The sequence below is a fragment of the Desulfuromonas sp. DDH964 genome (genome assembly GCF_001611275.1).
GTDB lineage: Bacteria > Desulfobacterota > Desulfuromonadia > Desulfuromonadales > DDH964 > DDH964.
The window spans coordinates 2548152-2573792 of the sequence record NZ_CP015080.1 but is presented as its reverse complement, the minus strand read 5'-3'; the positions used below and the strand labels follow the sequence as shown (position 1 = coordinate 2573792).

The 25641-nt window shown below is 65.7% G+C and carries 22 protein-coding genes; 13 read left to right on the top strand and 9 right to left on the bottom strand.

Features of this window, described 5'->3' with window-relative positions; genetic code table 11:
* Positions 1–3 precede the first annotated feature (3 nt).
* The 6 genes from xseA (at position 4) to DBW_RS11805 (ending at position 6927) form a co-directional block, all read left to right on the top strand.
* A complete protein-coding gene (gene xseA, locus DBW_RS11830) occupies positions 4–1203 on the top strand; it encodes an exodeoxyribonuclease VII large subunit (protein ID WP_066727719.1) in 1200 nt (399 codons plus the stop codon).
* Complete coding sequence (locus DBW_RS11825; RefSeq protein WP_066727718.1) at positions 1200–2102, top strand: M23 family metallopeptidase; 903 nt, start codon at positions 1200–1202, stop codon at positions 2100–2102. Before xseA ends, DBW_RS11825 begins: the two co-directional genes overlap by 4 nt.
* Positions 2099–2347: an exodeoxyribonuclease VII small subunit gene (gene xseB, locus DBW_RS11820; protein WP_066727717.1), complete on the top strand. Its 249-nt coding sequence runs from the start codon at positions 2099–2101 to the stop codon at positions 2345–2347. The genes DBW_RS11825 and xseB overlap by 4 nt, the downstream gene beginning before the upstream one ends.
* A gap of 4 nt (positions 2348–2351) precedes the next feature.
* Positions 2352–3242, top strand: coding sequence for a polyprenyl synthetase family protein (locus DBW_RS11815; protein WP_066727716.1), 891 nt, complete (start codon positions 2352–2354; stop codon positions 3240–3242).
* Between the two features lie 22 nt (positions 3243–3264).
* Positions 3265–5163, top strand: a complete 1899-nt coding sequence (dxs, locus tag DBW_RS11810) for a 1-deoxy-D-xylulose-5-phosphate synthase (RefSeq protein WP_066727715.1) — start codon at positions 3265–3267, stop codon at positions 5161–5163.
* A gap of 117 nt (positions 5164–5280) precedes the next feature.
* Entirely contained in the window at positions 5281–6927 is a 1647-nt protein-coding gene (locus DBW_RS11805; RefSeq protein WP_066727714.1) for a sensor histidine kinase, read from the top strand.
* Between the two features lie 78 nt (positions 6928–7005).
* Here DBW_RS11805 and DBW_RS11800 read toward each other — a convergent pair whose 3' ends face one another.
* From DBW_RS11800 to ccsA, 5 genes are all read right to left on the bottom strand, one after another.
* On the bottom strand, positions 7006–7455 hold the full coding sequence (locus DBW_RS11800; RefSeq protein WP_066727713.1) for a YqaA family protein: 450 nt from the start codon (positions 7453–7455) through the stop codon (positions 7006–7008).
* Between the two features lie 13 nt (positions 7456–7468).
* Positions 7469–8473, bottom strand: coding sequence for a response regulator (locus tag DBW_RS11795; RefSeq protein ID WP_066727712.1), 1005 nt, complete (start codon positions 8471–8473; stop codon positions 7469–7471).
* 3 nt (positions 8474–8476) lie between these two features.
* On the bottom strand, positions 8477–8641 hold the full coding sequence (locus DBW_RS18565) for a hypothetical protein (RefSeq protein WP_157471882.1): 165 nt from the start codon (positions 8639–8641) through the stop codon (positions 8477–8479).
* A gap of 375 nt (positions 8642–9016) precedes the next feature.
* The gene (locus DBW_RS11790; protein ID WP_066727711.1) at positions 9017–10072 is read right to left on the bottom strand and encodes a cytochrome c biogenesis protein ResB; all 1056 of its coding nucleotides are present in this window, start codon (positions 10070–10072) and stop codon (positions 9017–9019) included.
* A 3-nt stretch (positions 10073–10075) separates the two neighbouring features.
* The gene (ccsA, locus tag DBW_RS11785; RefSeq protein ID WP_066727710.1) at positions 10076–10876 is read right to left on the bottom strand and encodes a cytochrome c biogenesis protein CcsA; all 801 of its coding nucleotides are present in this window, start codon (positions 10874–10876) and stop codon (positions 10076–10078) included.
* Positions 10877–11049: 173 nt separating this feature from the next.
* Between ccsA and DBW_RS11780 the strand changes: the two genes are divergently transcribed.
* From DBW_RS11780 to bioC, 4 genes are read left to right on the top strand one after another with little or no spacing between them, the layout of a single operon-like run.
* Positions 11050–11850, top strand: coding sequence for a 6-carboxyhexanoate--CoA ligase (locus tag DBW_RS11780; protein ID WP_066727709.1), 801 nt, complete (start codon positions 11050–11052; stop codon positions 11848–11850).
* 1 nt (position 11851) lies between these two features.
* Positions 11852–13024, top strand: coding sequence for an 8-amino-7-oxononanoate synthase (gene bioF, locus DBW_RS11775; RefSeq protein WP_066727708.1), 1173 nt, complete (start codon positions 11852–11854; stop codon positions 13022–13024).
* Entirely contained in the window at positions 13021–13824 is an 804-nt protein-coding gene (locus tag DBW_RS11770; RefSeq protein WP_066727707.1) for an alpha/beta fold hydrolase, read from the top strand. The genes bioF and DBW_RS11770 overlap by 4 nt, the downstream gene beginning before the upstream one ends.
* Positions 13821–14636, top strand: coding sequence for a malonyl-ACP O-methyltransferase BioC (bioC, locus tag DBW_RS11765; RefSeq protein ID WP_066727706.1), 816 nt, complete (start codon positions 13821–13823; stop codon positions 14634–14636). The genes DBW_RS11770 and bioC overlap by 4 nt, the downstream gene beginning before the upstream one ends.
* Before the next feature lie 80 nt (positions 14637–14716).
* Here the strand turns inward: bioC and DBW_RS11760 are convergent, their stop codons facing one another.
* Positions 14717–15886: a class I SAM-dependent rRNA methyltransferase gene (locus DBW_RS11760; protein ID WP_231875330.1), complete on the bottom strand. Its 1170-nt coding sequence runs from the start codon at positions 15884–15886 to the stop codon at positions 14717–14719.
* Positions 15883–16185, bottom strand: coding sequence for an ArsR/SmtB family transcription factor (locus DBW_RS11755; protein ID WP_066727704.1), 303 nt, complete (start codon positions 16183–16185; stop codon positions 15883–15885). The genes DBW_RS11760 and DBW_RS11755 overlap by 4 nt, the downstream gene beginning before the upstream one ends.
* A gap of 205 nt (positions 16186–16390) precedes the next feature.
* Here DBW_RS11755 and DBW_RS11750 point away from each other — a divergent pair, with 205 nt between their 5' ends.
* Both DBW_RS11750 and DBW_RS11745 read left to right on the top strand, forming a co-directional pair.
* Positions 16391–17206: a DUF3108 domain-containing protein gene (locus tag DBW_RS11750; protein WP_066727703.1), complete on the top strand. Its 816-nt coding sequence runs from the start codon at positions 16391–16393 to the stop codon at positions 17204–17206.
* Positions 17207–17228: 22 nt separating this feature from the next.
* Positions 17229–18878, top strand: coding sequence for a putative manganese-dependent inorganic diphosphatase (locus tag DBW_RS11745; RefSeq protein WP_066727702.1), 1650 nt, complete (start codon positions 17229–17231; stop codon positions 18876–18878).
* Here the strand turns inward: DBW_RS11745 and DBW_RS11740 are convergent.
* Entirely contained in the window at positions 18868–20922 is a 2055-nt protein-coding gene (locus DBW_RS11740; RefSeq protein WP_066727701.1) for a thioredoxin domain-containing protein, read from the bottom strand. The genes DBW_RS11745 and DBW_RS11740 overlap by 11 nt on opposite strands.
* A 397-nt stretch (positions 20923–21319) precedes the next feature.
* Positions 21320–21967 (bottom strand): HAD family hydrolase, encoded by a 648-nt coding sequence (locus DBW_RS11735; RefSeq protein ID WP_066727700.1) that lies wholly within the window; start codon positions 21965–21967, stop codon positions 21320–21322.
* A gap of 276 nt (positions 21968–22243) precedes the next feature.
* On the opposite strand from DBW_RS11735, the gene DBW_RS11730 reads away from it, so the two are divergent.
* Positions 22244–25615 (top strand): transglutaminase family protein, encoded by a 3372-nt coding sequence (locus tag DBW_RS11730; RefSeq protein ID WP_066727699.1) that lies wholly within the window; start codon positions 22244–22246, stop codon positions 25613–25615.
* The last annotated feature ends 26 nt before the right edge of the window (positions 25616–25641 follow it).

The window sequence follows — 25641 nt, the reverse complement described above, 5'->3', positions numbered from 1 at the left end:
GGCATGGATCAGACAGCGCCGCGTTTGACCGTTTCCCGACTGGTAGCATTGCTGCGGGAGACCGTCGAAGACAATTTTGTCCAGGTCCTGGTCGAGGGGGAGTTGTCCAATTTTGCCGCACCGGCTTCGGGGCACTGGTATTTTTCCCTCAAGGATGAGCAGGCCCAGCTGCGTGCGGTCATGTTTCGCACCCAGAACCGGCTGCTCCGCTTCCAGCCGGAAAACGGCCTGCAGGTTGTCTGCAGTGGCCGGGTCTCGGTGTACAACCAGCGCGGGGAGTTGCAGCTCATCGTCGATACCCTGCATCCCCTCGGCGCCGGAGGGTTGCAGCTCGCCTTCGAGCAATTGAAGGGACGTCTCGCGGCGGAGGGGCTCTTTGCCGCGGAGCGCAAGCGGCCAATTCCCGGGCATCCAGTGATGGTCGGAGTGGTCACCTCGGCGACCGGCGCCGCGATCCATGACATTCTCAACGTCTTGCAGCGCCGCGCCGCCGGAGTGCGGGTGCTGCTCCGCCCGGTGCGGGTCCAGGGGGAGGGTGCGGCCGAGGAGATTGCCGCCGCGATCGAGGATCTCAACCGGCATGGCCGCGCCGAAGTCCTGATCGTCGGTCGCGGCGGCGGCTCGCTGGAAGACCTCTGGGCCTTCAATACCGAGGTGGTAGCACGGGCGATCGCGGCCTCAGGGTTGCCGGTGATCTCTGCGGTCGGGCATGAAACCGACCTCACCATCGCCGACTTTGTCGCCGACCTGCGCGCGCCGACACCGAGCGCTGCGGCCGAGCTGGTGGTCGCCAGCCGCCTTGAACTGGAGCGCCACCTCGACCACCTGGTGTTGCGGCTCGGCGCCCAGATCGACAGCCGGCTTGGCCTGTTGCGGGAGCGGCTGACGGGTCTGCAGCGGCGACTGCGCTCCCCCCTCGCCGACCTGGCGCTGTCGCGGCAACGGCAGCTCGCCCTCGAGCAGCGGCTCTACCTGGCCTGGCAATCCCGCTGGCAGGAGTACTCCGGGCGGCTCGCGGTTCTCGGCACTCGCCTCGATCTCCTCTCACCGCTGCGAACGCTGCAGCGCGGCTATGCCATCGCCTTGCGGGAAAGCGACGGACGGGCTGTCGTCGATGCCGCCACCCTGGTACCGGGCGAGGGATTGCGGCTCCACCTGGCCCGGGGAAAGGTGCGGGTGGTGGTCGCGGAGGAGGGGGAATGAAAATTCTTCTTCTGCTCGCTCTGCTTTTCTGGGCGACAGCCGCCGGGGCCGGTGAGCTGCAGCTCTCGGCGCCGCGGGTCGCCACCGGCGGAGTGGTCCGGCTGGCCTATCGCGGCGCGCCACCGGTGCTGGCCGTGGCGCGCTGGAATGACCGCTTGATCTACCTGGAGCGGGACCGAAACGGCGCCCATGCCCTGCTCGGGGCCGACCTGGCGCTGGCGCCGGGATCCTATCCGCTCACCCTGGCCGTAGTCGACCGCAGTGGCGCTTCCCACTTTTTCCAGTCCGCCCTCGAGGTCTTTGCGACCCCTTTCCCGGAAGAGCGCCTATCCCTGCCGGCGGCGATGGTCAACCCGCGGGACCCGGCTATCCTCGCTCGGATCGAGCGCGAGTCCAAGCGCCTCGCGGCTCTTTTTGCCAAGGAGACCCCGGGATTACGGGCCGGTCCCTTCCGGCGCCCGGTCCCCGATCCCGCCGGCAGCAGTTTCGGCCTGCGACGAATTCTCAATGGTTCTCCCCGCTCCCCCCACGGCGGCGTCGATTTTCGCAGCCCGCTGGGACGCCGGGTGCTGGCTGCCGGCGCCGGCCGGGTGGTCTTTGCCGGCGCCCTCTACTTTACCGGCAATACCGTCATTCTCGATCACGGCGAAGGCCTCTATACCCTCTATGCCCATCTCCAGAGACTGGACTGCCGCACCGGCAACGACCTGGAGGGGGGGGCTCTTTTGGGGCGGGTCGGCAGCAGCGGACGATCGACCGGGCCCCACCTGCACTGGGGGGCGAAGCTGCGCGGGGCACGAATCGACCCGCTGGCGCTGCTTGCCGTTACCGGGAAAAGCCTTGACTCACCCCGGACCCCCGGCAATAATGAACCTTCTCCTGATGGTGGCGATTTATGACGGCAAAAAAGAGTGTTCCTCCCGACTTCGAAGCGACGCTGAAAATCCTGGAAGCGGCGGTCGAACGCCTTGAACAGGGCGACCTGCCACTGGAACAGGCCCTCGCCTGTTTCGAGCAGGGGGTGCAGGCAGCGTCCCGCTGCCAGTTGCTGCTCAAGGATGTGGAAACCCGGGTCGACTGCCTGCTCAAAGATCGTGCTGGCAGCCTGCGGGTCGAGCCTTTCCAACCGGCCGAGGATGACTGATTCGATGGATCTCAAAGCTTACCTGGCCGAACGGCAGCTGCGGGTCGACCAGGCCCTTGATCGCTACCTCCCCGCCGCCGACACCCTCCCGGCCAGCCTCCATCAGGCGATGCGCTACTCGGTCTTTGCCGGCGGCAAGCGGGTGCGGCCGCTGCTGATGATTGCCGCCTGCGAGGCGGTCGGCGGCGATCCCGAACTGGTCCTGCCGGCGGCCTGCGCCATGGAGATGATCCACACCTATTCCCTTATCCATGATGATCTGCCGGCGATGGATGACGACGATTTCCGGCGCGGCCGTCCGACCAGTCACAAGGTATACGGTGAGGCAACGGCAATCCTCGCCGGTGACGGCCTGCTGACCGAGGCCTTCATCCTGCTCAGCAATCCTGACCTGCAGGAGGCGGTCCCCGTCGCGATCGTTCGCCAGGTGATCCATGTCATGGCCCGCTGTGCCGGCAGCCTCGGCATGGTCGGTGGACAGGTCGTCGACATGGAATCGGAAGGGAAGGAGGTCAATCTGCCGACCCTCGAATATATCCACACCCACAAGACCGGCGCCCTGATTCTTGCTGCAGTTCAGTGCGGCGGTCTGCTTGGCGGCGCCTCGGACTCCGCCTTCCAGGCGCTGAGCCGCTACGGTGAGGCCGCCGGCCTCGCCTTCCAGGTGGCCGACGATATCCTTGACGTCGTCGGCGACCAGGCCGAAATCGGCAAGGATGTCGGCAGCGACGCCGCCCGCGGCAAGGTGACCTATGTCGCCCTGCTCGGGCTGGAGCCGGCGCGGCAACGGGCCCGGGAACTGCGCGATCGCGCGGTTGCCGCCATCGAACCCCTCGGTGATGCGGCCGAGCCTCTGCGGCAGATTGCCCATTACATCGTCAACCGCAGTTCGTAACCTTTTACGTGGTGTCTTGCCTATGACGGAAATCCTCTCCCGTTTACAGTCTCCCGCCGAGCTCAAGGGCTTCACCCTGGCCGAGCTCGAAACTCTTGCCGGGGAGCTTCGCCAGACGATCATTGCCACGGTGGCGAGCAACGGCGGTCACCTGGCGAGTTCGCTGGGGGTGGTCGAACTGACCATTGCTCTGCATCGGGTGCTCGATACCCCGAAGGACAAGATTGTCTGGGATGTCGGTCACCAGGCCTATGCGCACAAGCTGTTGACCGGTCGGCTGGATCGTTTTCATACCCTGCGCCAGCTTGACGGCATCAGCGGCTTCCCGAAACGGATGGAGAGCCCCTATGATGCCTTCGATGTCGGCCATTCGAGTACCTCCATTTCGGCGGCGCTGGGGATGGCCGCCGCCCGCGATGCGCTCGGTGGTACCGAAAAGGTGGTGGCGATTATCGGGGACGGCTCGCTCACGGCCGGCCTCGCCTTTGAAGGGCTCAACCAGGCGGGGCACCTGAAGAAGGACCTGGTGGTCATCCTCAACGACAACGAGATGTCCATTTCCCAGAATGTCGGGGCACTCTCTTCGTTCCTCAGTCGCAAGATGACCTCCGATCTCTTCGTCCGTTTCCGGCGGGAAACCGAACACCTGCTCGGCACGGTCCCCCGCTTCGGCAAGGACCTGGTCAACCTGGCCCGCCGGGCCGAGGAGTCGGTCAAGGGGTTTCTCACCCCGGGGATGCTCTTCGAGGCCTTCGGCTTCGATTATGTCGGCCCTATCGACGGCCACCAGCTCGATGATCTGGTCGAGACCCTCGGTAACGTGGTACGCCTGAAGGGGCCACGCCTGGTTCACGTCGTGACCAAGAAGGGGAAGGGGTACGCCGCCGCCGAGCGTTCCCCCTCGGTCTTTCACGGGGTTGGCCCTTTTGACCCCGAGAGCGGGGTCGTTGCCGCTGGCAAGGGGGGGGCGAAGAGCTTTACTGGTGTCTTCGGGGAGACCCTTTGCGCCATGGCCGATCGCGATCAACGGGTGGTGGCGATCACTGCGGCGATGCCCGACGGCACCGGCCTGAGTCGTTTTGCCGAGCGCCATCCGGACCGCTTCTTCGATGTCGGCATTGCCGAGCAGCATGCGGTGACCTTTGCGGCGGGGCTCGCCTGCCAGGGGTTGCGGCCGGTGGTGGCGCTCTATTCCACCTTCCTGCAGCGTGCTTACGACAATGTCCTGCATGACGTCTGCCTGCAAAACCTGCCGGTAACCTTCGCCATGGACCGGGGCGGTTTGGTGGGCGCCGACGGCCCGACGCACCACGGGGTTTTCGACCTCTCCTACCTGCGACACATTCCCAACCTGACCTTCGCCGTCCCCCGCGATGAACTCCAATTGCAGCGCCTCATGGTGACCGCGCTGGCCGCGGAAGGTCCCTTTGCCTACCGTTACCCGCGGGGCAAGGGGCTCGGCCTGGAGCTGGCAAGCGACCCTCAGCTGCTTCCGGTTGGGCGCGGTGAAAAGCTGCGTGCCGGTGATTCCGGGGTTGTTTTTGCTCTCGGCACCATGGTTGAACCGGCCCTGCGGGCGGCGGAGACCCTGGCTGCGGAAGGTATTTCCCTGGCGGTGGTCGACCCCTGTTTCGTCAAACCGCTCGACCGTGAGCTGCTGCTCACCGAGGCTCAGCGAACCGGTAAGGTCATCACCATCGAGGAGAATGCCCTGCAGGGCGGTTTCGGCTCTGCCGTTCTCGAGCTTTTCGCCGACGCCGGGGTCACCCTTCCGGTTCTGCGCCTCGGGCTCCCCGACCACTTCGTCGAGCAGGGGAGCCAGGCCGAACTTCTGGCCCGCTATGGTCTCGATGCCGCTGGGATTACCAACGCCGTTCGACCTTTTCTGCAACAGTCGGGCGCGCAGGTGGTTTCCCGCTAAGTTCTGCAAACCCTTTCGAGGTTCCCCATCAACTCCCGCGGACCTAACTTCGACCACCTTCTTCTGCTCGGGTTCCTGCTCCTCTCTGGACTCTGGGTTGGGGATGCTTTGCTCGATATGCATGTCCGCAATGCCGCCACCTTGTCCGAGGCTGTCCTCGGTGAACCCCACGAGGTGCTGCTCCGGCTCCTTTCCCTCGCCCTGCTCCTCGGATTCGGCTGGTTGTTCCGCAACAGTCTGCGGAAGAACCGCCGTCTGACCGCCGATTTGACCCGCGCCCTCGATGAGGCCTCTCTGGCCCGCCAACGCAGTGACGGAGTGCTTGCCGCCATCGGTGATGGTGTCAGCATCCAGGGGACCGATTTTCGCATTCTCTACCAGAACGCCGCCCACCGGGAATTGGTCCAGGGCGATTTCGTCGGCCGCTTCTGCTATCAGGCCTACGACCACCAGGAACAGGTCTGCAACAACTGCCCGGTGGCACGGACCTTTGCCGACGGGGGAATTCACCGGTTGGAGAAGCGCCTGGAGGGAAAAGAGGGTCTGTCGCACATCGAGATTCTCTCTTCGCCCCTGCGTAACGCCGCCGGGGAGATTGTCGCCGGCATTGAGGTCGTCCGGGATATCAGCCTCAGCAAGGCGGCGACAGAAGAGGCGACCCTCCGCAGCCGATTTCTCCAAAGGCTCATCGATACCATTCCCAATCCCCTTTTCTACAAAGACAGCGCCGGCCGCTACCAGGGGTGCAACCAGGCGTTTCTCGACCTGCATGGCCTGACCCGGGAGGCTGTGGTCGGCCGCCAGGTGGAGGATCTCGCTCCCCCCGAGCTGGCCGCCCATTATCGCCAGCAGGACGATGCTCTCTTTGCCAGCGGCGGAATTCAAAGCTACGAGGAGCAGGTCTGTTGCGGTGATGGCCAGGTACGCGATTTTGTCTTCTCCAAGGCGACCTACGGTCCGGAGAAGGGGCCGCCTGCCGGCCTGGTTGGTGTCATGGTCGATCTGACGGCACGAAAACAGACGGAACGGGAAATCCGCCAGCTGAACCTCGAATTGCAGCGCCAGGCAGCAGAACTGGCCGCCAGCAACCGGGAACTGGAAGCCTTTGGCTACAGCCTCAGCCACGACCTGCGCAATCCCCTTTCCCGGGTCAGTCTTGCGGCGGAAATCCTCGAGGAGAGGGCCTTCTCCCAACTCGACGAGACCGGGCAATACTGCCTGGTTCGGATCCGGGAGGGGTGCGATTCGATGACGATGCTGAGTGATGCCCTGCTGCGTCTCTCCCGGCTGACTTTGAGCGAGTTGAAGCGGGAGGAGGTCGACCTGGCTGCCGTAGCACGCCGGATATTCAAGGGACTGACCCAGGAGGAAACGGGGCGCCAGAGTAGATTCATCGCTCCCGCTAATCTGATTGTCGAGGGAGACCCCCAGATGCTGGGGGTGTTGCTGGAGAATCTCATCGGCAATGCCTGGAAGTATACGCGCGATGAAGAGCTGGCGCGGATTGAGCTGGGGCGCCGGGAGCGGGAAGATGGACCGGTCTATTTCCTTTGCGACAACGGGACGGGATTTGATATGGCCCAGGCCGGCGACTTGTTTCAACCCTTTCGGCGGCTGCACAGCCAGGAACAGTATCCCGGCGCCGGCATCGGGCTGGCCACGGTAAAACGGGTGGTTGAACGTCATGGTGGCCAGGTCTGGGCGGAGAGTGCACCGGGAAACGGCAGCTGTTTTTTCTTTTCGTTGCTGCCGCCCGCCGGGTGAAATCCGGGTTGGTACCATCAAGGATCAGGACGACCGCGGGCACCCGGCAAGGGTGCCCGCGGTCGTTTTTTCTTTGCTTCAAATCGGGTGGTTGCCGGTCTGAACAGCGAGGGCGATGAGAAGATAGCGGAAGAATTTGCCGGTTCCGGCAAGTACCAGGAAGGAGCCAAAGTTGACGCGCAGCATGCCGCCGGCGAGACAGATCGGGTCGCCGATCAGCGGCAGCCAGGAGAGGAGCAGGCTCCAGCGGCCGAACCGCTGGTAGAGCCCTTCTGCCCGTTGGCGCTGCCCGGGGCTGATTCGCAGCACCCTGGTCACCAGCCAGTCGCTGCCGCCGCGGCCGACCAGATAAGTCGTGCAGGCGCCAAGGAGGTTGCCGAAGGTCGCCAGGGTGAGGAGTTGCGGCGCAGGGTATCCCTCGATCAGGAGGGCCAGCAGCAGCCACTCGGAACCGAGGGGGATCAGGGTGGCGGCGAGAAAGCTGAGAAGGAATAGGTTGAAGTAGGGAGAGGCCGTCAGCAGTTCCATGGCCGCTGCCGCGTCATCCCGGTTCCCCCCGGTGAGAATGTCTCCGCTTGAGCTGGTGAATAATGCCGGCCTTTTCGAGAGCCAGGGCCGCGTGATGGGAGAGCTGGATCAGGAAATGCATTTCGTGTTCGGTGAAGGGATGTTCCGGCCGCGTGCCGGAGAGGACGACAATGCCGACAACCCGGTCACGCAGCGTCAGCGGTGCAGCGAGGAGTCCCGGGCTGGAGAGGAGATCGGTCAATTCGTCGACATCGGCCAGGCGCTGCAATTTGGATGGCAATTCTCCCGGAATCAGCAGCGGTTTGCCGCGGCTGGCAAGCTTCGTGGTCAGTCCCGCGGGAATGGTCGTAGCATACTGGCGGCAGATGGCGGTCGGGATACCGGCGCCGACCTTGAGCCCGAGTTTTTCCGAGGAACGGTCAAAGAGAGCAAGGAAGCCGCGTTTCAGGTGCAGTTCCTCAACCGCCGAAGTGAGCAGTTCCATGAAGAGGGTTTCGATGTCGGTGGCCGCGGCCACCCGCTCGATGGAGGTATTGAGGGCTTTTAGCATGTCCAGGCTGTGGCTCAGAAAGCGGTTGTGCTGGGCCAGCTCGCTGAGGAGCTGGTTGTTCTGCTGCCGCAGTTGGATGTGGCTGAAGGCCCGGTCGAGCGCGTTGTGCAGGATTTCCCCGGTGTCAATGGGGCGAACGATAAAGTCGTAGGCACCGTTACGCAGGGCCTGGAGCAGATTATAGGAAGAGGCGTTGTGGGTGAGGAGGATGACCTCAACCTCGGGGTGCTTCTGCTTCACCTTCTGCAGCAGATAAAGACCGCTCTTGTTCGGGAGCTCGGTCTCGGTAAGGATCAGGGCAACCGGTTCCACGATCAACATGGCCAGGGCGCTTTCGCAGCTGTCGGCCTCCAGCGCAACAATTTGCCGTTCCTCCAACAGCTGGCGCAGGCTGGCACGCCGTTCGGCGGAGTAGTCAACAATCAGCAGCCGCCGGACGTGGTCCTGTTGCTGCGCAGCGGTCATCATCGCCTAGGCTTCCCTCTCTGGGATGTGTCCCTCAGCTTCGTCCAATTGCAGAATGCGGGCACGAACCATCAGGTAGAGAAAATTGTACACCTCGAAATCGAGCATGGTCGCTTCGCTACAGATGGTGTGGATGGAACGGCGACCATCGGCCAGAGCGAGGACCAGCATCTGGGGGATGCCTGATATAGGCGTTCCTGGCCTTCCCGCGCCCTCCCGGGACGAATGCGAGGAGGGTATCGAGAGTCGGGATGGCCTTGCCCCATTTCCCCTGACGGCGCGGCAGAGATGACGGCCGTAACCTTTGGTCGTGCTGGCTCGACTTGTTACCACCGGCGGGTGACGGCGGTTACCAGTTCGGGGAGCTTGCGCTGGCGCCGACGTTCAGGCTGCTGCAGAAAGTCGTCCACCAGAAATACCGAAAGCCCGTGTAAACGATCCGTGTCGTCTGGAAGTTGGGCCCGTCTCCGGAATCAGCCATTAACTATAAGAAGAGACAGAGGTTTTTGCAAGGAAGAAACGGATCGTTGGAGAATATTCGTGTGGTCAGCCAATGTCGGGTCGGTCACCTCGCCGCCGTTTCCGGTAGAAGGAGACGAGGGCCAGGCTGACGCCGGTCAGCATCGCCGCTGCCCCCGCGAGGGCGAGGTGCGCGCCCGGGTCGCTGTTGACGGTCAGCACCGCATAGGTCTGAAATATCGGTGCCAGCGGCGTCATCTGCAGTCCGGCGACGGCGGCAGCGCGCGGCAGTCCCTGCCGTAACGGGTACCACCCTTGCCAGAGGAGGCGGTCGGCGGTGACCAGCTGCAGCAAAAGCGCGGGATCGCCGAGGTTCTCGCTGCGGGCATAGGCGCGACCGTCGCTGCCGATCGAGGCATCGGGAAGAAAGCCGCGAACCAGCAGCGCGCGGTCACCACCGAGATCGTGCCGCGAACCGGGACGCAGTTCCACCTCGGCGCCATTGCCGAGCAGGAAGCGAAAGCCGGTCGGCTGTTGGCCGAAGCTTTCCGGCAGGATAACCAGGTCTTTCCAGATCAATGGGTGGTTGATGCGAATGGCCGCGGAGGATAGAGGGGAATCTCCCTGCAGCAGGGTCACCTTGCTGATCATGTCGATGGGGCGGCCATCGCGAAAGACCGGATCGAACTGATCGAGGCGCAGGTAGAGCCCGGCCTGCCCCGGCAACGGGACCGGGGCCCCCGGGGAAAAGCGCAGACCGGACTGCCGTGATCCGGTCATCCCGCCCCAGAGGTAGGCGCAGACGATCAGAAGAAAGCCGAGATGGAGCAGATACTCACCACTTTTGCGCCAGCGGCTGCGCAGCCTGATCAGCCAGTCGAGGAAACAGCAGCCGGTGTTGAGTGCCAGCAGCCCCATCAGCAGCACCAGGGCCGCAAGCCAGGCGGCGAAGAAGGGATGCTCGCGGCCGCGACCGAGGAACCAGGCGCCGAGAGGAACCTGATCGAGGTTGCCGAAGATGCCGGGCAGGAAATGGATCAGCAGGGAACCGCCCATGGTGAGCAGGGTTGCGAGGCTGGCGAGGAGGATCGTCAGCTTGAGGGAAATGCAATAGTCCCATATCTTCTGGCGCAGCGTCGGCATGGTTCAATCCAGGGGGTGGTTGCTGGTCAGCAGCAGGCCGATGCCGAGGTAGGTGAAGAGAACGACGGCGAACCCGGCGATCGACAGCCAGGCGTAACCAGTCCCCTGCCAGCGGCGGACGAACTTGGCGTGGCACATACCAGCGTAGAAGAGCCAGACGATGAAGGACCAGACCGCCTTGACGTTCCAGGAAAAATAGAAGCCCCAGGCGATGTAGGCCCAGAGGCTCCCCCAGAGCATGCAGAAGGTGAAGAGGCAGAATCCGAGAAAGATCGCCTCTTCGTTGAGGCGGCGCAACTCGGGGAGGCCGGGCAGGAGCGGCGAATGCCAGCGTTTTTGGACCAGGTAGAGAACGCCGAGGGAAAAGGCCATGGCAAAGAAGGCGTAGCCGAAGAAAGAAAAGCCGATGTGCAGGGTGAAGAGCGGGGTATCGAGGCTCGGGATCAGCGGCGGAATCGCCGGGTCGCGGGGGAGCGCGCTGCCGAGCAGGAGCAGGTTGAGGAACATGACGAAGAGGCCGGTCGCACCGATGCGGTAGCGCAGTTCGAAGTAAAGAAAGGTCGCGGCGAGGGCCCAGCTGAAAAAGAACTGGGTCGCGAAGAGGTTGGTCACCGGCAGGAACCCGGCCAGCCACCAGCGCTGTGCCAGGCAGATGCTCTGCAGAAGGAAACCAAGGCCAATCAGGCGCAGGGCGTTGCGCACCAGCCCCCGGTTTCGATACCGCAGTTGCAGCAGGTAAAGGATGACCGCCAGCAGGTAACTGGCGAAGGCGGCGGCAAGCAGAATGCGGGTCAACAGCAACATCGGCGGAAACTCCGCAGGCGGTGACGGTCCGGAGAGGGAAGGGAGGGTTTGGCCCGGTAGCATAAACCAAACCGGCGCCCGCGCCAAGCCCGTAACGACAGCCCGTAACGATTGTCAACCAGGCATCTCCTTGAGGTTGACAGGGCCGGGCCGTCATGCTAGCTTCTTCGCCCATGAATCCGACCCTTTACAGCCTGCGCATGCACAGCACCCGGGAGGGAAAACATATCTCCGGCGCCGAAAGGATCGTGCCTGCCGAAGAGCTGGCGCGCGCCGGCAGGGACCTGCTGCAACGGGCTCTGGACCACACCCGCGGTGCTGCTGACGAACTGCGCCTGAGTGCCGAGGCGCTTGATCCGGCAAAGATTCGCTACGGGCGCCTGCCCCAAGTACGGACGCTCCCCGTTGCCGATTACCAGGCCGGTCGCCGCCTAGCGGTCGATCTCCTGATCAAGGCCGGCGTCAGCAGGCTGGCCGTCGATCAGGCGCTGGCGGCGCTGGTCGCCGGTCCTGCCCCGGGCGGCGTCAGCATGCGCGGCGCGATGCTGGTCGACGCCGACAGCGGCGCCCGGCTCGAGGCGGACCCTGCCCGCGGGGTTCGCGCCAGCCGCATGGACCTGACCCGGTCGGCGGATCGTATGCTGCGCCGTCGCCTCGCCCGGGTCGGTCTGAACAACCCCCACGTTCGCGAGGCCCTGGTCCTCGCCGCCAAGGTCCTGGCAGCCCCGGGGATCGTCGCCGAGCTCTGCTGGTCCGATGATCCCGATTACCCGGCCGGTTACGTGGCGACGGCAGTGGACGGTTACCTGCGCCTGCCCCACCTCAAGCCACTCGGCGAAGAGCGCGGCGGTCGCGCCTTTTTCTGGCGTTCCGGCACCGCCAGCCTGGAGGAGACGGTGACCTTTCTCGAACGCCAGGTGCTGCTCATTGACCAGGTCGGCACCATCGCCCGCCCTCCGGCGCAGGAGTCCTGACATGGAAAAGTGGCGCCGTGAACTGGAAGCCTTGCGCGCCGACGGCATGTACCGCTCGCTGCGCACCGTCGACGGCCCCCAGCAAAGCCGGGTCATGGTCGAGGGACGCGAGCTCCTTCTCCTTTGCTCCAACAACTACCTCGGGCTCGCCAACCATCCGGCGCTGATCGAGGCGGCCTGCGCGGCGACCGCCCGCTATGGCGCCGGGTCCGGCGCCAGTCGCCTGGTCTCCGGCTCGATGCGCCCCCATGTGCGTCTCGAAGAGGCCCTGGCCGCTTTCAAGGGGTGCGAAGGGGCGCTCCTCTTCAATTCCGGCTATGCCGCCAACACCGGGATTCTGCAGGGGCTGTTCGGCCCCGGTGACGTGATCTTCTCCGATGCCCTGAACCACGCCTCGCTGATCGACGGCTGCCGCCTGTCCGGAGCCCGCACTGTTGTCTATCCCCACGCCGACTGCGCCGCCCTGGAAGCCCTGCTCGCTACCGAGGCGCCGCAGCGCAAGGGGCGCTGGCTCATCGTCAGTGACGGCGTCTTCAGCATGGACGGCGATCTGGCTCCACTCCCCGAGTTGGTCCGCCTCAAGGAACGCTTCTCCGCCCTGCTGATGATCGACGATGCCCACGGCACCGGGGTACTCGGTCCCCATGGTCGCGGCACGGCCGAGCATTTCGGCTGCCTCGACCAGGTCGACCTGCACATGGGAACCCTGGGCAAGGGGCTCGGTGCGGCCGGCGCCTACCTCGCGGCGGCGCGGCCGGTGATCGATATCCTGATCAACCGCAGCCGTCCCTTCATCTTCTCCACCAGCCTGCCGCCGGCGGTTGCCGCGGCGGCCGAAGCGGCGCTGGCCATCGTCGCCAGCGACGAAGGCGCCCGCCTGCGTCGGCAGCTGGAAGAGAACCGTCGCCGTTTCAGCGCGGTGCTGAGCGCCGCCGGTCTCGACCTGCTCGGCAGTACCACGCAGATCGTGCCGGTGCTGACCGGGGAGCCGCAACCGACCATGGCAGCCGCCAACCGTCTCTTCGAACGCGGTATCTTCCTGCAGGGGATCCGGCCGCCCACCGTCCCGGTCGGCAAATGCCGGCTGCGGGCGACGGTCATGGCGAACCACGATCCTGCCGAACTGGAGCGGGCCGCGGCAGCGATCGTCGCCACCCTGGAGAACCTGCCGTGAGGCGGCATCTTCTCGCCGATGGCCGCAACCTGGCCTGGCGCCAGCAGGGGAGCGGTGCGCCGCTGGTGCTACTGCATGGCTGGTCGATGTCATCGGCGGTCTTTGGCGAGGTGCTGCCCCTGCTCGGGGCGAGGCGCCTGGCCCTCGCTCCCGACCTGCGCGGGCACGGGGACTCCTCCCCGGGGCCCGGCTACGCCCTCGACGATTTTGCCGCCGATCTCGAAGGTTGGCTGCTCGCCAGCGGGCATCGGCAGATCGATCTCCTCGGCTGGTCCCTCGGCGGCCAGGTGGCGATCCGCCTGGCGCGCCGTCGTCGGATCGAGGTCAGGGCGCTGCTGCTGGTAGCAACAACACCGAAATTTGTCGCCGCCGGCGACTGGCCCCACGGCCTCCCGGCCGGGCAGGTTCGGGTCATGGCCCGCGACCTCGTCCGTGCCTATGCCAAGACCCAGGGCGACTTCTTTCAGCTCCAGTTTGCCGGCGAAGCGATTCCGCGCCAGCGGCTGCGCGAAATTGTCTCCTTTGCCGTTCGGGGCGGGAAACTGGCCCCCGTGGAGGTGGCGCTCGCCGCGCTAGAGACCCTGAAGGAGGGCGACCTGCGCCCGGAGCTGACCGAGCTTCCCTGCCCGGTCCTGGTCCAGCAGGGAGAACTCGACCGCATCACCCTGCCGGGTGCAGCCGCGGCTCTCGCCGCCACCTCTGCCCGGGGGCTCCTGGAGCTGCTGCCGGAGCGTGGTCACGCCCCCTTCCTCAGTGCCCCGCAGCAGAGCGTCGAAACCTGGGAGGCGTTCCTGTCATGACCCCCCTGCGTCCCGTCGACCGGGCCAGCGTGAAGCGCAACTTTGCCCGCCAGGCCAGCGAGTACGAGCGCCACGCCCGGGTACAGCGCCAGGTCGCCCAGCGCCTTGCCGGGCTCCTGGACGGTGTCGACTGGCCGGCCGGCCCCATCCTCGAGGTCGGATGCGGTACCGGGCTGCTGTCGGGCCTCTTAAGCTCCCGCTGCGCTGAAGCGTCCCTGATCCTTTCCGACCTCGCCCACCCGATGACCTGCTGTGCCGCCAACCTGCTCCCCGCTGCCTCCGCCGTCGATGCCGATGCCGAGACGCTCCCTTTCGCCAGCGGGAGCTGCGGCCTGGTCGCTTCCGCATCGGTCTACCAGTGGCTCAATTCCCTCCCCAGCGCCCTAGCCGAAGCGGGACGCATCCTGCGCCCTTCAGGCGTGCTGGCCCTCGCCCTCTTTGGCGGGCGGACCCTCCACGAACTGCGCACCTCACACCGGCGGGCGGTTGCCGAGAGCAACAGTCTCCAGCCCTCCCATGCCCTCGACTTTCCTGATCTCGGCGACCTTCAGGCCGCCCTGGCGGGGAGTGGCCTCTCCCCCCTCCAGCTTTTCAGCGACGAGGTGTCTGAAACCCATCGGGATGTCGCCAGCCTGTTGCGCGGTCTTAAGGGGCTCGGAGCGTCCAACGCCGCCCGTAGCCGCCCCCCCGGCCTGGCGCGCCGGGATGTCATGCAGCGGATGACCCAGATTTACCAGGCCGAGTTTGGCCGGCCCGGATCGATCCCGGCCACCTACGAGGTGATTTATCTGCTGGCGCGGAAAGTAGGATAGCTGCATCCTCGATGGCGATCAGAGGAGAAGCTTTGGGCCAGGGACTTTGGTTTTCGTGGGATGAGCAGGGGCAGGGAGGGTCAGAGGAGCTGCAGGATCACGCACTTGAGGTATTCGGTCTCCGGGCAGGCGAGCAGCACCGGGTGATCGAAGGCCTGGCCACGAACCTCGAGCAGGCGGGCCTCGCGGCCGGCCTGGTGGGCCGCCTGGCGCAGCAGGCCGAGGAAGGTTTCGCGGTCAAGGTGATGGGAGCAGGTGCAGGTGACGAGGATGCCGCCGGGGACGACCTGTTCCATCGCCCGGCGGTTGATGGTCAGATAGCCGCGCAGCGCTTCGGGAAGTTTTTTGCGGCTCTTGACGAAGGCCGGCGGGTCGAGAATGACAGCGTCGTAGCCGGGACCCTGCTGGCGCAGGCGCTCGAAGACATCCCCCTGTTCGAACCGGCAGACCTGGTCCAGACCGTTGCGGCGCGCGTTCTCCGCCGCCAGGGCGACCGCACCCGGGGAGATGTCGATGCCGGTGACACTGGCGGCACCGAAGTGCGCGGCGTGCAGGGACCAGCCGCCGCCGTAACAGAAGAGGTCGAGGACCCGCCCCCCGGCCACCCGGCCGCGCAGCGCCTGGTGGTTTTCCTTCTGGTCGAGGAAGGCGCCGGTCTTCTGCCCGCCGAGGAGGTCGACGCGGAAGCTCAGTTCCCCTTCGCGAAAGCAGAGCGGGTCGGGGAGGTCACCGGTCAAAAGCTCGACCTGCGGTTTCAGCCCTTCCAGTTCGCGGACGGCGACATCGTTGCGGGCGACGATCGCCCGCGGCTGGAAAAGCTCCTGCAGGGCCTGCAGCACCAGGTCGCGCCGGCAGTCGATCCCCCAGGTCAAAAACTGGACCGCCAGGACCTCGCCGTAGGCGTCGACGACCAGTCCCGGCAGCCCGTCCGCCTCGCCGTGAACCAGGCGCACACCGTCGCGGTGGCCATAGAGCCGATGGCGGTGGGCGGCGGCCTGCTCCAACCGTCGACGATAGAAGTCGGGATGATCGATATCTTCGCCGCTGCGGCTGAGGACGCGGACGGCAATCAGCGAGTGGGGGTTGAAATAGCCGTTGCCGAGATAGGCCTGCCGTGATGAGCGGATTTCCACGGCGGCGCCGGGCGGGAGGTCGGAGGGGAGGTGTTCGATTTCGTTACTGAAGACCCAGGGATGGCCGGCGCGCAGACGGCGATCCTGCCCCGGGCGCAGCAGGAGCTGGTGCTTCAAGGACAGCTGCCGGGATCAAAGAGGGCGCCGACAATCATCCGCGCCGGGTCGGAGATGACGGTGTAGAAGACTTCGACGCCGTCACGGCGGCCGTCGATAATCCCCTTGTTCTTGAGCAGGGCGAGATGCTGGGAGACGGTCGCCTGCGGCAGCCCGAGGCACTCCCAGATCTTCTTCACGTTACAGGACTGGGACATCAGGCCGGCAACGATCTTCAGCCGCACCGGGTGGCCGAGGACCTTGAGGATCTCCGCTTCGCGATCGCAGTTGAGGTCCTTGTTGAATTCCACTCGATCCATTGCTATTCTCCCGATCTCAGGCCTGAACGATTATTCGAATATGCGGATTTTAGTTGGGCCGGTGAATGCTTGTCAATACGATTTCGTGTATTATGTGGAAATAATTGGGTTCAAAGCCAGCTTCAAGTCTGCCTTCGACCCCTCACTTCTACCGGTGCGGCGACCATCGCTGGCCGCGCTTCTCGCCCTCTGAAAGGAACCGACCTTGTTGCAACGACTCCTCCTTCTGCTGATCCTGGTCAGCTGGCCGGTGACGCCTGGTGCCGAGGAAATAGCCGCGGACCGACCGGTCCTGGAAGCGCAGGTCCTTTCGTTCGACGAACTGGTCGGTCGTGAATTTTCCTACGACATCTCCTTCCTCTGGTTCGACCGCCTCGCCAAGGGGCGTTTCAGTCTCCTGCCCGGGGAGCAGCCCGGCACCTACCGGGCGGTCCTGGAGGCGCGGACCCTCGGCGTTGCCGCCTGGTTGACCCAGGACCGGGTGCAGAGCTACGTCGCCCTGATGGAGCGGCAACCGGATGGCCGGCTGCGCTCGCTGCGTTACGAATCACGGATCATCCGGCGCCGCGACAAGACCTTGGTCGAGCGCAGCAAGCGCTTCACCTTCGATCACGTCCGGCGCGAAGTGCGGATTGAAAAACTGGCCGACGGCCAGCAGGTTTGGGAGGAGGTCCGGCCGATGGCCGCGGAGAGCACTCCCAACGACATCCTCACCGCCTTTTTCAACTTCCGCGCCGGCTACTTCGGCCCGCTTGAGCCGGGACGCCACTACCTGGTGCCGACCTTCAATCGCCAGGGTGCCGGCAATATCGAAATCGACCTGCTGTCGGGCAAGGAACGGGATGGGCTCGATTTTTTCCCCGCCGGCGGTCTGGTCGCCCGGCTCAAGGTCGATCCGGAGATTTTCGACTCGGAGGATGGTGGGATCTACGTCTGGCTCGATGATCAGCTCCGTCCGGCCCGGGGCATCGTCCAGAACGTCATCGGTCTCGGGGACGTGCGCGGCAGCCTGCGCCCCTGAAATTTCATCCTGAGGAACCTCCATGACCCAACGCCGTATTTTCGTCGTCGGCCACCGCAATCCGGACACCGATTCCATCTGCAGCGCTATTGCCTATTGCCGTTTGCGCCAGCGCCAGGGGGTGGAGCATATCCTTCCGGCGCGGGCCGGCAACGTCAACCGCCAGACCGAATTTGTCCTTGAGGAGCTCGGCATCCCGCAACCGCAGTTGCTGATCGATGTCTATCCCCGGGTCAAGGATGTGGTCGGCCGGGAGGTGGTGACCATTGACGGTGGAGCACCCCTGTCGCGGGCGCTGGAACTCTTCCACCTGCACAACATCCGTCTGCTGCCGGTGGTCGACAACGATCGCCGCCCGGTCGGCATGCTGGTCCTGAAGCGGGTCGCCGAACGTTTCCTGGTTCCCCGCGAGGAGAGCGCAATCCGCCGCGTCCAGGCTTCACCGGCGTCGCTGCGCCGTTGCCTGAAGGGGACGGTGCTGGTCGGCGACGAGCTGGAAACGGTCGAGGAGCTCTCCCTCTACGTCGGCGCCATGGCCTCGGCCACCTTCGATGCCAAGCTCGCCGGACTCGAAGGCCGCCGTCTGGTGCTGCTGACCGGCGACCGGGAGAATATCCAGCGCAAGGGGATCGAGATGGGGGTAAGGGTGCTGATCGTCACCGGCAACCTGCCGGTCGCGCCTGGTTTGCTGGAAATAGCCGCGAAACGCGGGGTGACGGTCCTCTCCACCCCCTTCGACACCGCCACCAGCGCCTGGCTGACCCGCCTTTCGACCCCAATCTCCCACCTCGTCGACGGCGAGGTCACCAGCGTCAGTCTCACGGACCGCCTTGACGATTTGCGCCTCAAGCTGACCCACGGCAAGGACCCGGGTGTGGTGGTTCTCGACGAAGAGGGACGGGTGGCCGCGGTGGCGACCAAGAGCAACCTGCTGCAGAGTTCGCCGCTGCAACTGATCCTGGTCGACCACAATGAGCTCGCCCAGGCGGTCCCCGGTGCCGATAAGGTCGAGATCACCGAAGTCGTCGATCATCACCGCCTCGGCAATTTCCACACCGAAGCGCCGATCCGCTTTATCAACCAGCCCCTCGGCAGTACCTGCTCCGTCGTTGCCTCCCTCTATCGCCAGGCCGGACTCGAGCCGGAGCCGGAAATGGCCGGTCTGCTCCTTGCCGGTCTCCTCTCCGACACGGTGATCCTCAAGTCGCCGACCACCACCCCCAGCGACCACGAGCTGGCGACCTGGCTCGGGCGTCTTGCCGGCCGCGACCCCCAGGAGTTCGGCCGCCGGATCTTCGCGGCGGGGAGCGCCCTGGCCGCCTACGCCAGCCTGCGGCAACTGCTGCTGGCCGATTTCAAGGAATACAGTGCCGGCGAGCAGTCCTTCGGCGTCGGGCAGGTGGAGGTGGTCAGCTTTCACGAATTCCAGGGGATGAAGGAGGCGATCGCCGCCGAACTCGGCAAGCTGCGCGAAGAACGCCGGCTCGATTTCGCCGGGCTGCTGGTCACCGACATTGTCCGCGAGACCAGCCTGCTCCTCGCTGTCGGCGGGCGCGATCTTTCCTACCGCATCGGCTATTCCCAAGTCGACGCCAACCTCTTCGATCTCCCCGGGGTCCTCTCGCGCAAGAAGCAGCTGGTTCCGCACCTGCTCAAGGCCTTCAAGGCCTAGCCGCGGGGGCCAGCAGTTCCAGCAGTTTTGCGGCGCTATGGACCGGCGCCAGGCAGGTGTGGTCGCGGCAGAGCTGGGCGGTTGGTCCCGGTTCCGGAGCGGGGCCGCTGCCGCGCCGCCAGACCAGGCCGGGATAGAAGCCCTGCTGGACTGCCGCCAGCAGCGGACTTGGCGCCGTCTCCTCCGCGCCGGGCCAGAAACTGAGCTCCGCCTCCGGCGCGAGGGCGACATCGAGGGCGCAGAGCGCCTGGGCATAGGCCGCCGGATAGCGTTCGATTTCCGGCAGGGAAAGGGCCAGCAGTTTTAATCCACGCGCCGTCAGCTCCCGCTGGCCGCTCACCCGTCCCAGGCGCAGCAGCACCCCGATCGCCACCGAAGTGCCGGACGGGATCGCACCGTCCTGCAACGACCGCCCCCGGCCGAGCACCTCCTCGGCATCCCTGCCGATGTCAAAGAGCCCCCCTTCGCCGTCGCCAAAGAGATCTTCCATCGCCGTCGCCAGCTCAAGGGCGAGTTGCAGGTCTTCCGCGAGCAGCTGCGCCTGGTGCAGTTCGAGCAACCCCCAGCAGAAAAAGGCGTAATCTTCGAGGAAGGCGGGAATCGCAGCCTCGCCGTCGCACCAGCGCCGCAACAGCCGCCCGGTGGCGGTGCGCAGGTGGCCGCGGACAAAATCGGCCGCCGCCCTTGCCGCTGCTACCAGGTCCGGCCGGCCCAGGGCCGCTCCGGCCTTGGCCAGGGCGGCAATCGCCAGGCCATTCCAGCCGGTGAGGAGTTTGCGATCGAGATGGGGACGAAGTCGCCGGGTGCGGGCGGCCAGGAGCGCTATCCGGGCCTGTTCCAGCTGCTCCGCCGTCACCGGGTCCGGAGGGGAATGCCTTCCGAGCAGGTTCGGGATGCTGCGCCCTTCGAAGTTGCCCGCGGCAGAAATATCGAAGTGGCGGCAGAAGAGTTCGGCACGGTCATCGCCCAAAACGGCGTGAACCTGAGCCGGCGTCCAGAGATAGAAGGCCCCTTCCTCCCCCTCGGAATCGGCGTCCTCACCGCAATAGAAGCCCCCCTCCCGGTGCTGCAGGTCGCGCAGCAGGTAGGCCGCCGTTTCGATCGCAATCTGTGCCAGGGCGGGGTCGCGTCTGACCTGCCAGGCCTCGTTAGCCGCCAGGATCAGCAGCGCCTGGTCGTAGAGCATCTTTTCGAAATGCGGCACCAGCCAGCGCGCATCGACCGCGTAGCGGTGGAGGCCGAAGCCGAGCTGGTCGTAGATGCCCCCCCGCCGCAGGGCGAGGAGGGTCGCGACGGCCATCTCCTCGGCGTCTTCACTGGCGAAGCGGGCGCCGAGGCGCAGCAGCAGGGAGAGGTTGTGGGGGGCCGGAAACTTGGGCGCGGCGCCGAAGCCGGCGTGGGTAGCGTCAAAGGTCTGGCGATAGAGTTGGAGGGCCTGGCGCAGCGGCTGGCCACCTGGCTGCTTGTCGGGAGCGCTGCGGCTGTTGCGCTGGCGCAGGGAGACGGCGAGCTGGGTGCCGGTGGCGAGGACGCGCTGGCGCTGCCCCTGCCAGAGCTCGACAATCTTCTCCAGCAGCGGGATCAGGCCGAGAACCCCGGGACGGGACCGGGGCGGGAAATAGGTGCCGGCGAAGAAGGGTTGGCGCTCCGGGTCCAGGATGACCGTGAGCGGCCAGCCGCCGCTGCCGGTCATCATCTGGCAGGCCGCCATGTAGGTGGCGTCGATGTCGGGACGCTCCTCACGATCGACCTTGATGGCGACAAAATGCCGGTTGAGCAGGGCGGCGACTTCCTCGTCCTCGAACGATTCGTGGGCCATGACGTGGCACCAGTGGCAGGTCGAGTAGCCAATGGAGAGAAAGACCGGTTTCTCCTCCGCCCGCGCCCGGGTAAAGGCGGCTTCGCTCCAGGGATGCCAGTCGACGGGATTGTCGGCGTGCTGCAGCAGGTAGGGGCTCTTTTCCCGGGCGAGACGGTTCGATCGCGGCCGTTCCCGCGGGGACGGCTTGTCGCGGCCGGGGGGTGGGGCGGAGGGGGTGGGCATGACAGCACTCCTTGGCAGAGAGGCTACCATTCTAGCATGAACGCCGGGTGGGGCGACTGGAGGGGCGCGGCCGGGCGGTGGGCTGCGGACATAAAAAAGCCCCGTGAAGGAGGGGTATCACGGGGCAAAAACCCCCCGGCCTTTTGGGGGTGCCGGGGGAAGCATTGGCGGGAGTCTACCCGAATCGGCCCCGTCGTGCAACCGGAAAGAAATCATCCCGGGAGAATTTTTTTAAGGAGACGGTTGGCGGGCGGCGGACGTAAAAAGGCCCCGTACACGGAGGGGGGGTGCGTACGGGGCCAAACCTTTGGACTGGTAAACCAGGCCAAAGCTCGTGGCGATATTAAGGGGACAAAAAAGAAATTTCAAGGGAAAAATGGCCGATCTGATATTTTTCTCACCGGCCGTGAGACAACCCCAGCAATCCGGGAATTTCAGCGAGGGAGCGGATCTCCCGGCAGCCGGTGTGAAACGGGCCGCCGGCGTTCATGGCACCGGGGATGACGAGGCAGGAGAGGCCGGCGCCGAGGGCCGCCTCGGCACCACGGGGGGAGTCCTCGATGACAAGGCAGCGCTCGGGGCGGGCGCCGCTGCGGCTGAGGGCGAGCCGGTAAGGTTCCGGGTGCGGCTTGGAGTGGTGGTAGTCTTCGCGCACCAGGCAGAATTCGAAATAGGGGAGGAGGCCGCTGTGACGATGGATCGCCTCGAAATGGTGGCGACGGGAACTGGTGACGATCGCCATGCGAACCTGGCCGTGCAGCGCTTCGAGGGTGGCGATAACCGCCGGTTGCAGCGGCGCGCCGGCCGCCAGCAACTCACTGTAGCGCCGGTCGCGCCAGTCGCGCAGGGCGTCGATGGTCCAGGCGCCGAGGTCGGTGCCGGTGGCGAGCTGGAACACGCTCTCGCCCCGCTGCAGGGAAATGGTCCGGAAGTCTGCCAGGTCGAGGTCGATGCCGACCAGACCGAGGGCTTCGGCGCTCGCCTGGAAATAGAGGTCCTCGGTAGCGACCAGTACCCCGTCATTGTCCCAGAAAATCCAGTCCATGCCGTCTCCCCTTGGCGCAACGTCTCTGCCCAGTATAGGCCGACTCCCAGGCCAGGTCCATAACCGGTTACAGGGAGGGTCGCCCGCAGGGGAGGAGTCCCGGTCGCCCGGGGAATGAAAGCGGGATATAAATTGCCATAAAATGCTATTGGTGACTTTTCGTGGCATAATTAATGCGTTTCACTTGCAGATCTGGCGATCCTCCTGCGTTTTCCCGCCGCCGGACCCTTCTTGCTGCCCAACCGGGTGGCACCCCTGCTTGAAGGATAGGCTAAAATGACGATCCGCGTTGCTCTGAATCATGTGACCCATTACCGCTTCGATCGTCCGGTTTCCCTTGCGCCGCACGTGTTACGGTTGCGTCCGGCTCCCCACAGCCGCACCCCGATCCATGCCTACTCCCTGCGGATTCTCCCCGAGACCCACTTTCTCAACTGGCAGCAGGATCCTTTTGGCAATTACCTGGCGCGGCTGGTCTTCCCGGAACGGGCCCGGGAGCTGCGCATCGAAGTGGAGGTGATCGCCGACATGACGGTGATCAACCCCTTCGATTTTTTTGTCGAGGAGTCGGCGGAGAACTATCCCCTTACCTACGATCCGCAGCTCGGCAAGGAACTCGCCCCCTATTTCGAAAAGAGCGAGAAGGGGCCGCTCCTCAGTGCCTGGCTGGAGAAGGTCGACCTCAAGAAACGGCGCAGCATCGACTTCCTGGTCGAGCTCAACCAGCGGGTCAAGGACTCGGTCAACTATTCGGTGCGCATGGAGCCGGGGGTGCAGAGTTGCGAGGAGACCCTCGGCCGGGCGATCGGCTCCTGCCGCGACTCGGGCTGGCTGCTGGTGCAGATCCTGCGTCACCTCGGCCTGGCGGCTCGCTTCGTCTCCGGGTATCTGGTGCAGCTGACCGCCGATGAGAAATCCCTCGACGGTCCATCGGGACCCGAGGCCGACTTCACCGATCTCCACGCCTGGGCGGAGGTCTACCTTCCCGGCGCCGGCTGGATCGGCCTCGACCCGACCTCGGGACTCTTCGCCAGCGAGGGTCACATCCCCCTCGCCTGCACCCCGTCCCCGGGAAGCGCTGCTCCGGTCGATGGGGCGATGGAGCCCTGCGAGGTCAGCTTCGAATTCTCCAACACGGTTCGGCGCATCCACGAAGATCCCCGCGTCACCAAACCCTACAGCGACGAGCAGTGGGCCTTTATCGACGCCCTCGGCGCCAAGGTCGATGCCGACCTGCTCGCCGGGGATGTGCGCCTGACCATGGGGGGCGAGCCGACCTTCGTCTCCATCGACGACATGGAAGGGGCCGAATGGAATACCCGCGCCGACGGTCCCCACAAGCGCAAGCTCGCCCATGAGCTGACCCTGCGCCTGCGCGCGGCCTTCGGGCCCGGGGGGGTGCTGCACTTCGGCGAAGGGAAATGGTATCCCGGGGAGCCGCTGCCGCGCTGGGCCTATGGCTGCTTCTGGCGCAAGGACGGCGTCCCGGTCTGGCACAACCCCAAGCTCCTCGCCGACCTCACCCGGGATGACGGCGCTACGGTGGTGGACGCCGGCCGTTTCGCCCGCCAGCTCGCCAAGCGGCTCGGCATCAACCCCGGCTATCTCGTCCCCGGCCACGAGGATGTCTTCTATTACCTCTGGAAAGAGGGGACGATTCCGGCCAACTGCGATCCCCTCAAAGCCAACCTGAAAGATTCCCTGGAGCGCCAACATCTCGCCCGGCTCCTCGACCAGGGGCTGGGCGAGCCGATCGGCTTCGCCCTGCCGCTCAAATGGCGGGCCGATGCCGGCTGCTGGCAGAGTGGCCGCTGGGATTTCCGCCGCGGCGCGATGTTTTTGGTCCCCGGCAACTCGGCAATGGGGCTGCGCCTCCCCCTCGATTCGATCCCCTGGGTCGCCCCCGCGGAGCGGGAGCCGCTGGCCGAGAACAGCCTCTTCGCCGAGCTGCCGGAGCTGGGCGATATCCACGGCGAGGTCGCCCGGCGCTACAGCCGGTTCGAGCCCGAACTTCCGGCGCACCCCGAGCTGCAACCGCAGTCGCCGGCCGACAGCGGCCAGCAGCTGGTGGAGATTCCCCATACCGCCCTCTGCGTCGAGGCCCGGGACGGCCGGATTCACCTCTTCCTGCCGCCGCTGGGGATGCTGGAGCACTACCTCGACCTGATCGCCAGCATCGAGGCGACCGCCGCCGACCTCTCCCTGCCGGTGGTGATCGAAGGGTACGAGCCGCCGCGCGACTGGCGCCTGGAGCGGCTGCTGGTCACGCCCGATCCCGGCGTCATCGAGGTCAATATCCACCCGGCGGCGAGCTGGCAGGAGCTGGTGAGCAATACCACCACCCTCTACCAGGAAGCGCGGCTGGCCCGCCTCGGCACCGAAAAGTTCATGCTCGACGGGCGTCATACCGGCACCGGCGGCGGCAACCATATCACCCTCGGCGGCGCCACCCCGGCCGACAGCCCGGCGCTGCGGCGCCCCGATCTGCTGCGCAGCCTGGTCACCTACTGGCAGCACCATCCGGGGCTCTCCTACCTCTTTTCGGGGATGTTCATCGGTCCCACCAGCCAGGCGCCGCGGGTCGACGAGGGGCGGGACGAACTCCTCTACGAGCTCGAGATCGCCTTTCAGCAGATGCCGGAAGGGGAGACCCCGGCCCCCTGGCTGGTCGATCGCCTGCTGCGCCACCTGCTGGTCGATATCACCGGCAACACCCACCGCTCCGAGTTCTGCATCGACAAGCTCTACTCCCCCGACAGCAGCGCCGGCCGCCTCGGGCTGGTCGAGCTGCGGGCCTTCGAAATGCCCCCCCACGCCCGCATGAGCCTGGTCCAGGCGCTGCTGCTGCGCACCCTGGTCGCCTGGTTCTGGAACACGCCCTACAAGCACCCGTTGATCCGCTGGGGGACCGAGCTGCACGATCGCTTCCTGCTCCCCCACTATGTGCGCCAGGACCTGAAGGACGTCGCCGCCGACCTGCAGCGCGCCGGCTATCCGTTCCAGCTCGAATGGCTCGATCCCTTCTTCGAATTCCGTTTTCCCCACTACGGTACGGTCCAGATCGACAACCTCGAACTGGAACTGCGCTTTGCCATCGAGCCCTGGCACGTCCTCGGCGAAGAGGTCAGCAACCAGGGGACCGCCCGTTTCGTCGACTCCTCGGTGGAGCGGCTGCAGCTGCGGGTCTCCGGCCTCACCGAAGGGCGCCACGTCGTTGCCTGCAACGGGCGCCGGCTGCCGCTGCGCAGCACCGGGCGCAAGGACGAGTTTGTCGTCGGCGTCCGCTACCGGGCCTGGCAGCCCCCCTCGGCGCTCCATCCGACCATCAAGCCCCACTCGCCGCTTGTCTTCGATGTCATCGATACCTGGAACGGCCGCTCCATCGGCGGCTGCTCCTACCATGTCGCCCACCCGGGGGGGCGCAGCTACGATATCTTCCCGGTCAATGCCTTCGAGGCCGAGTCGCGGCGCATCAGCCGCTTCTGGGACAACGGCCATACGCCGGGGCCGCTGCAGCCGGTTCCGGAGCTCGCCAGCCTCGGCAAGTTTATTCCCAGCGGCAGTCCGCCGCGCCCGATGGCGCCGCCGCCGGAGGATGTCAACGAAGAGTTCCCCTACACCCTCGACCTGCGCCGCGGGCGGGGGTAGCTGCATGCAGTCAGCCATCGGTGAAA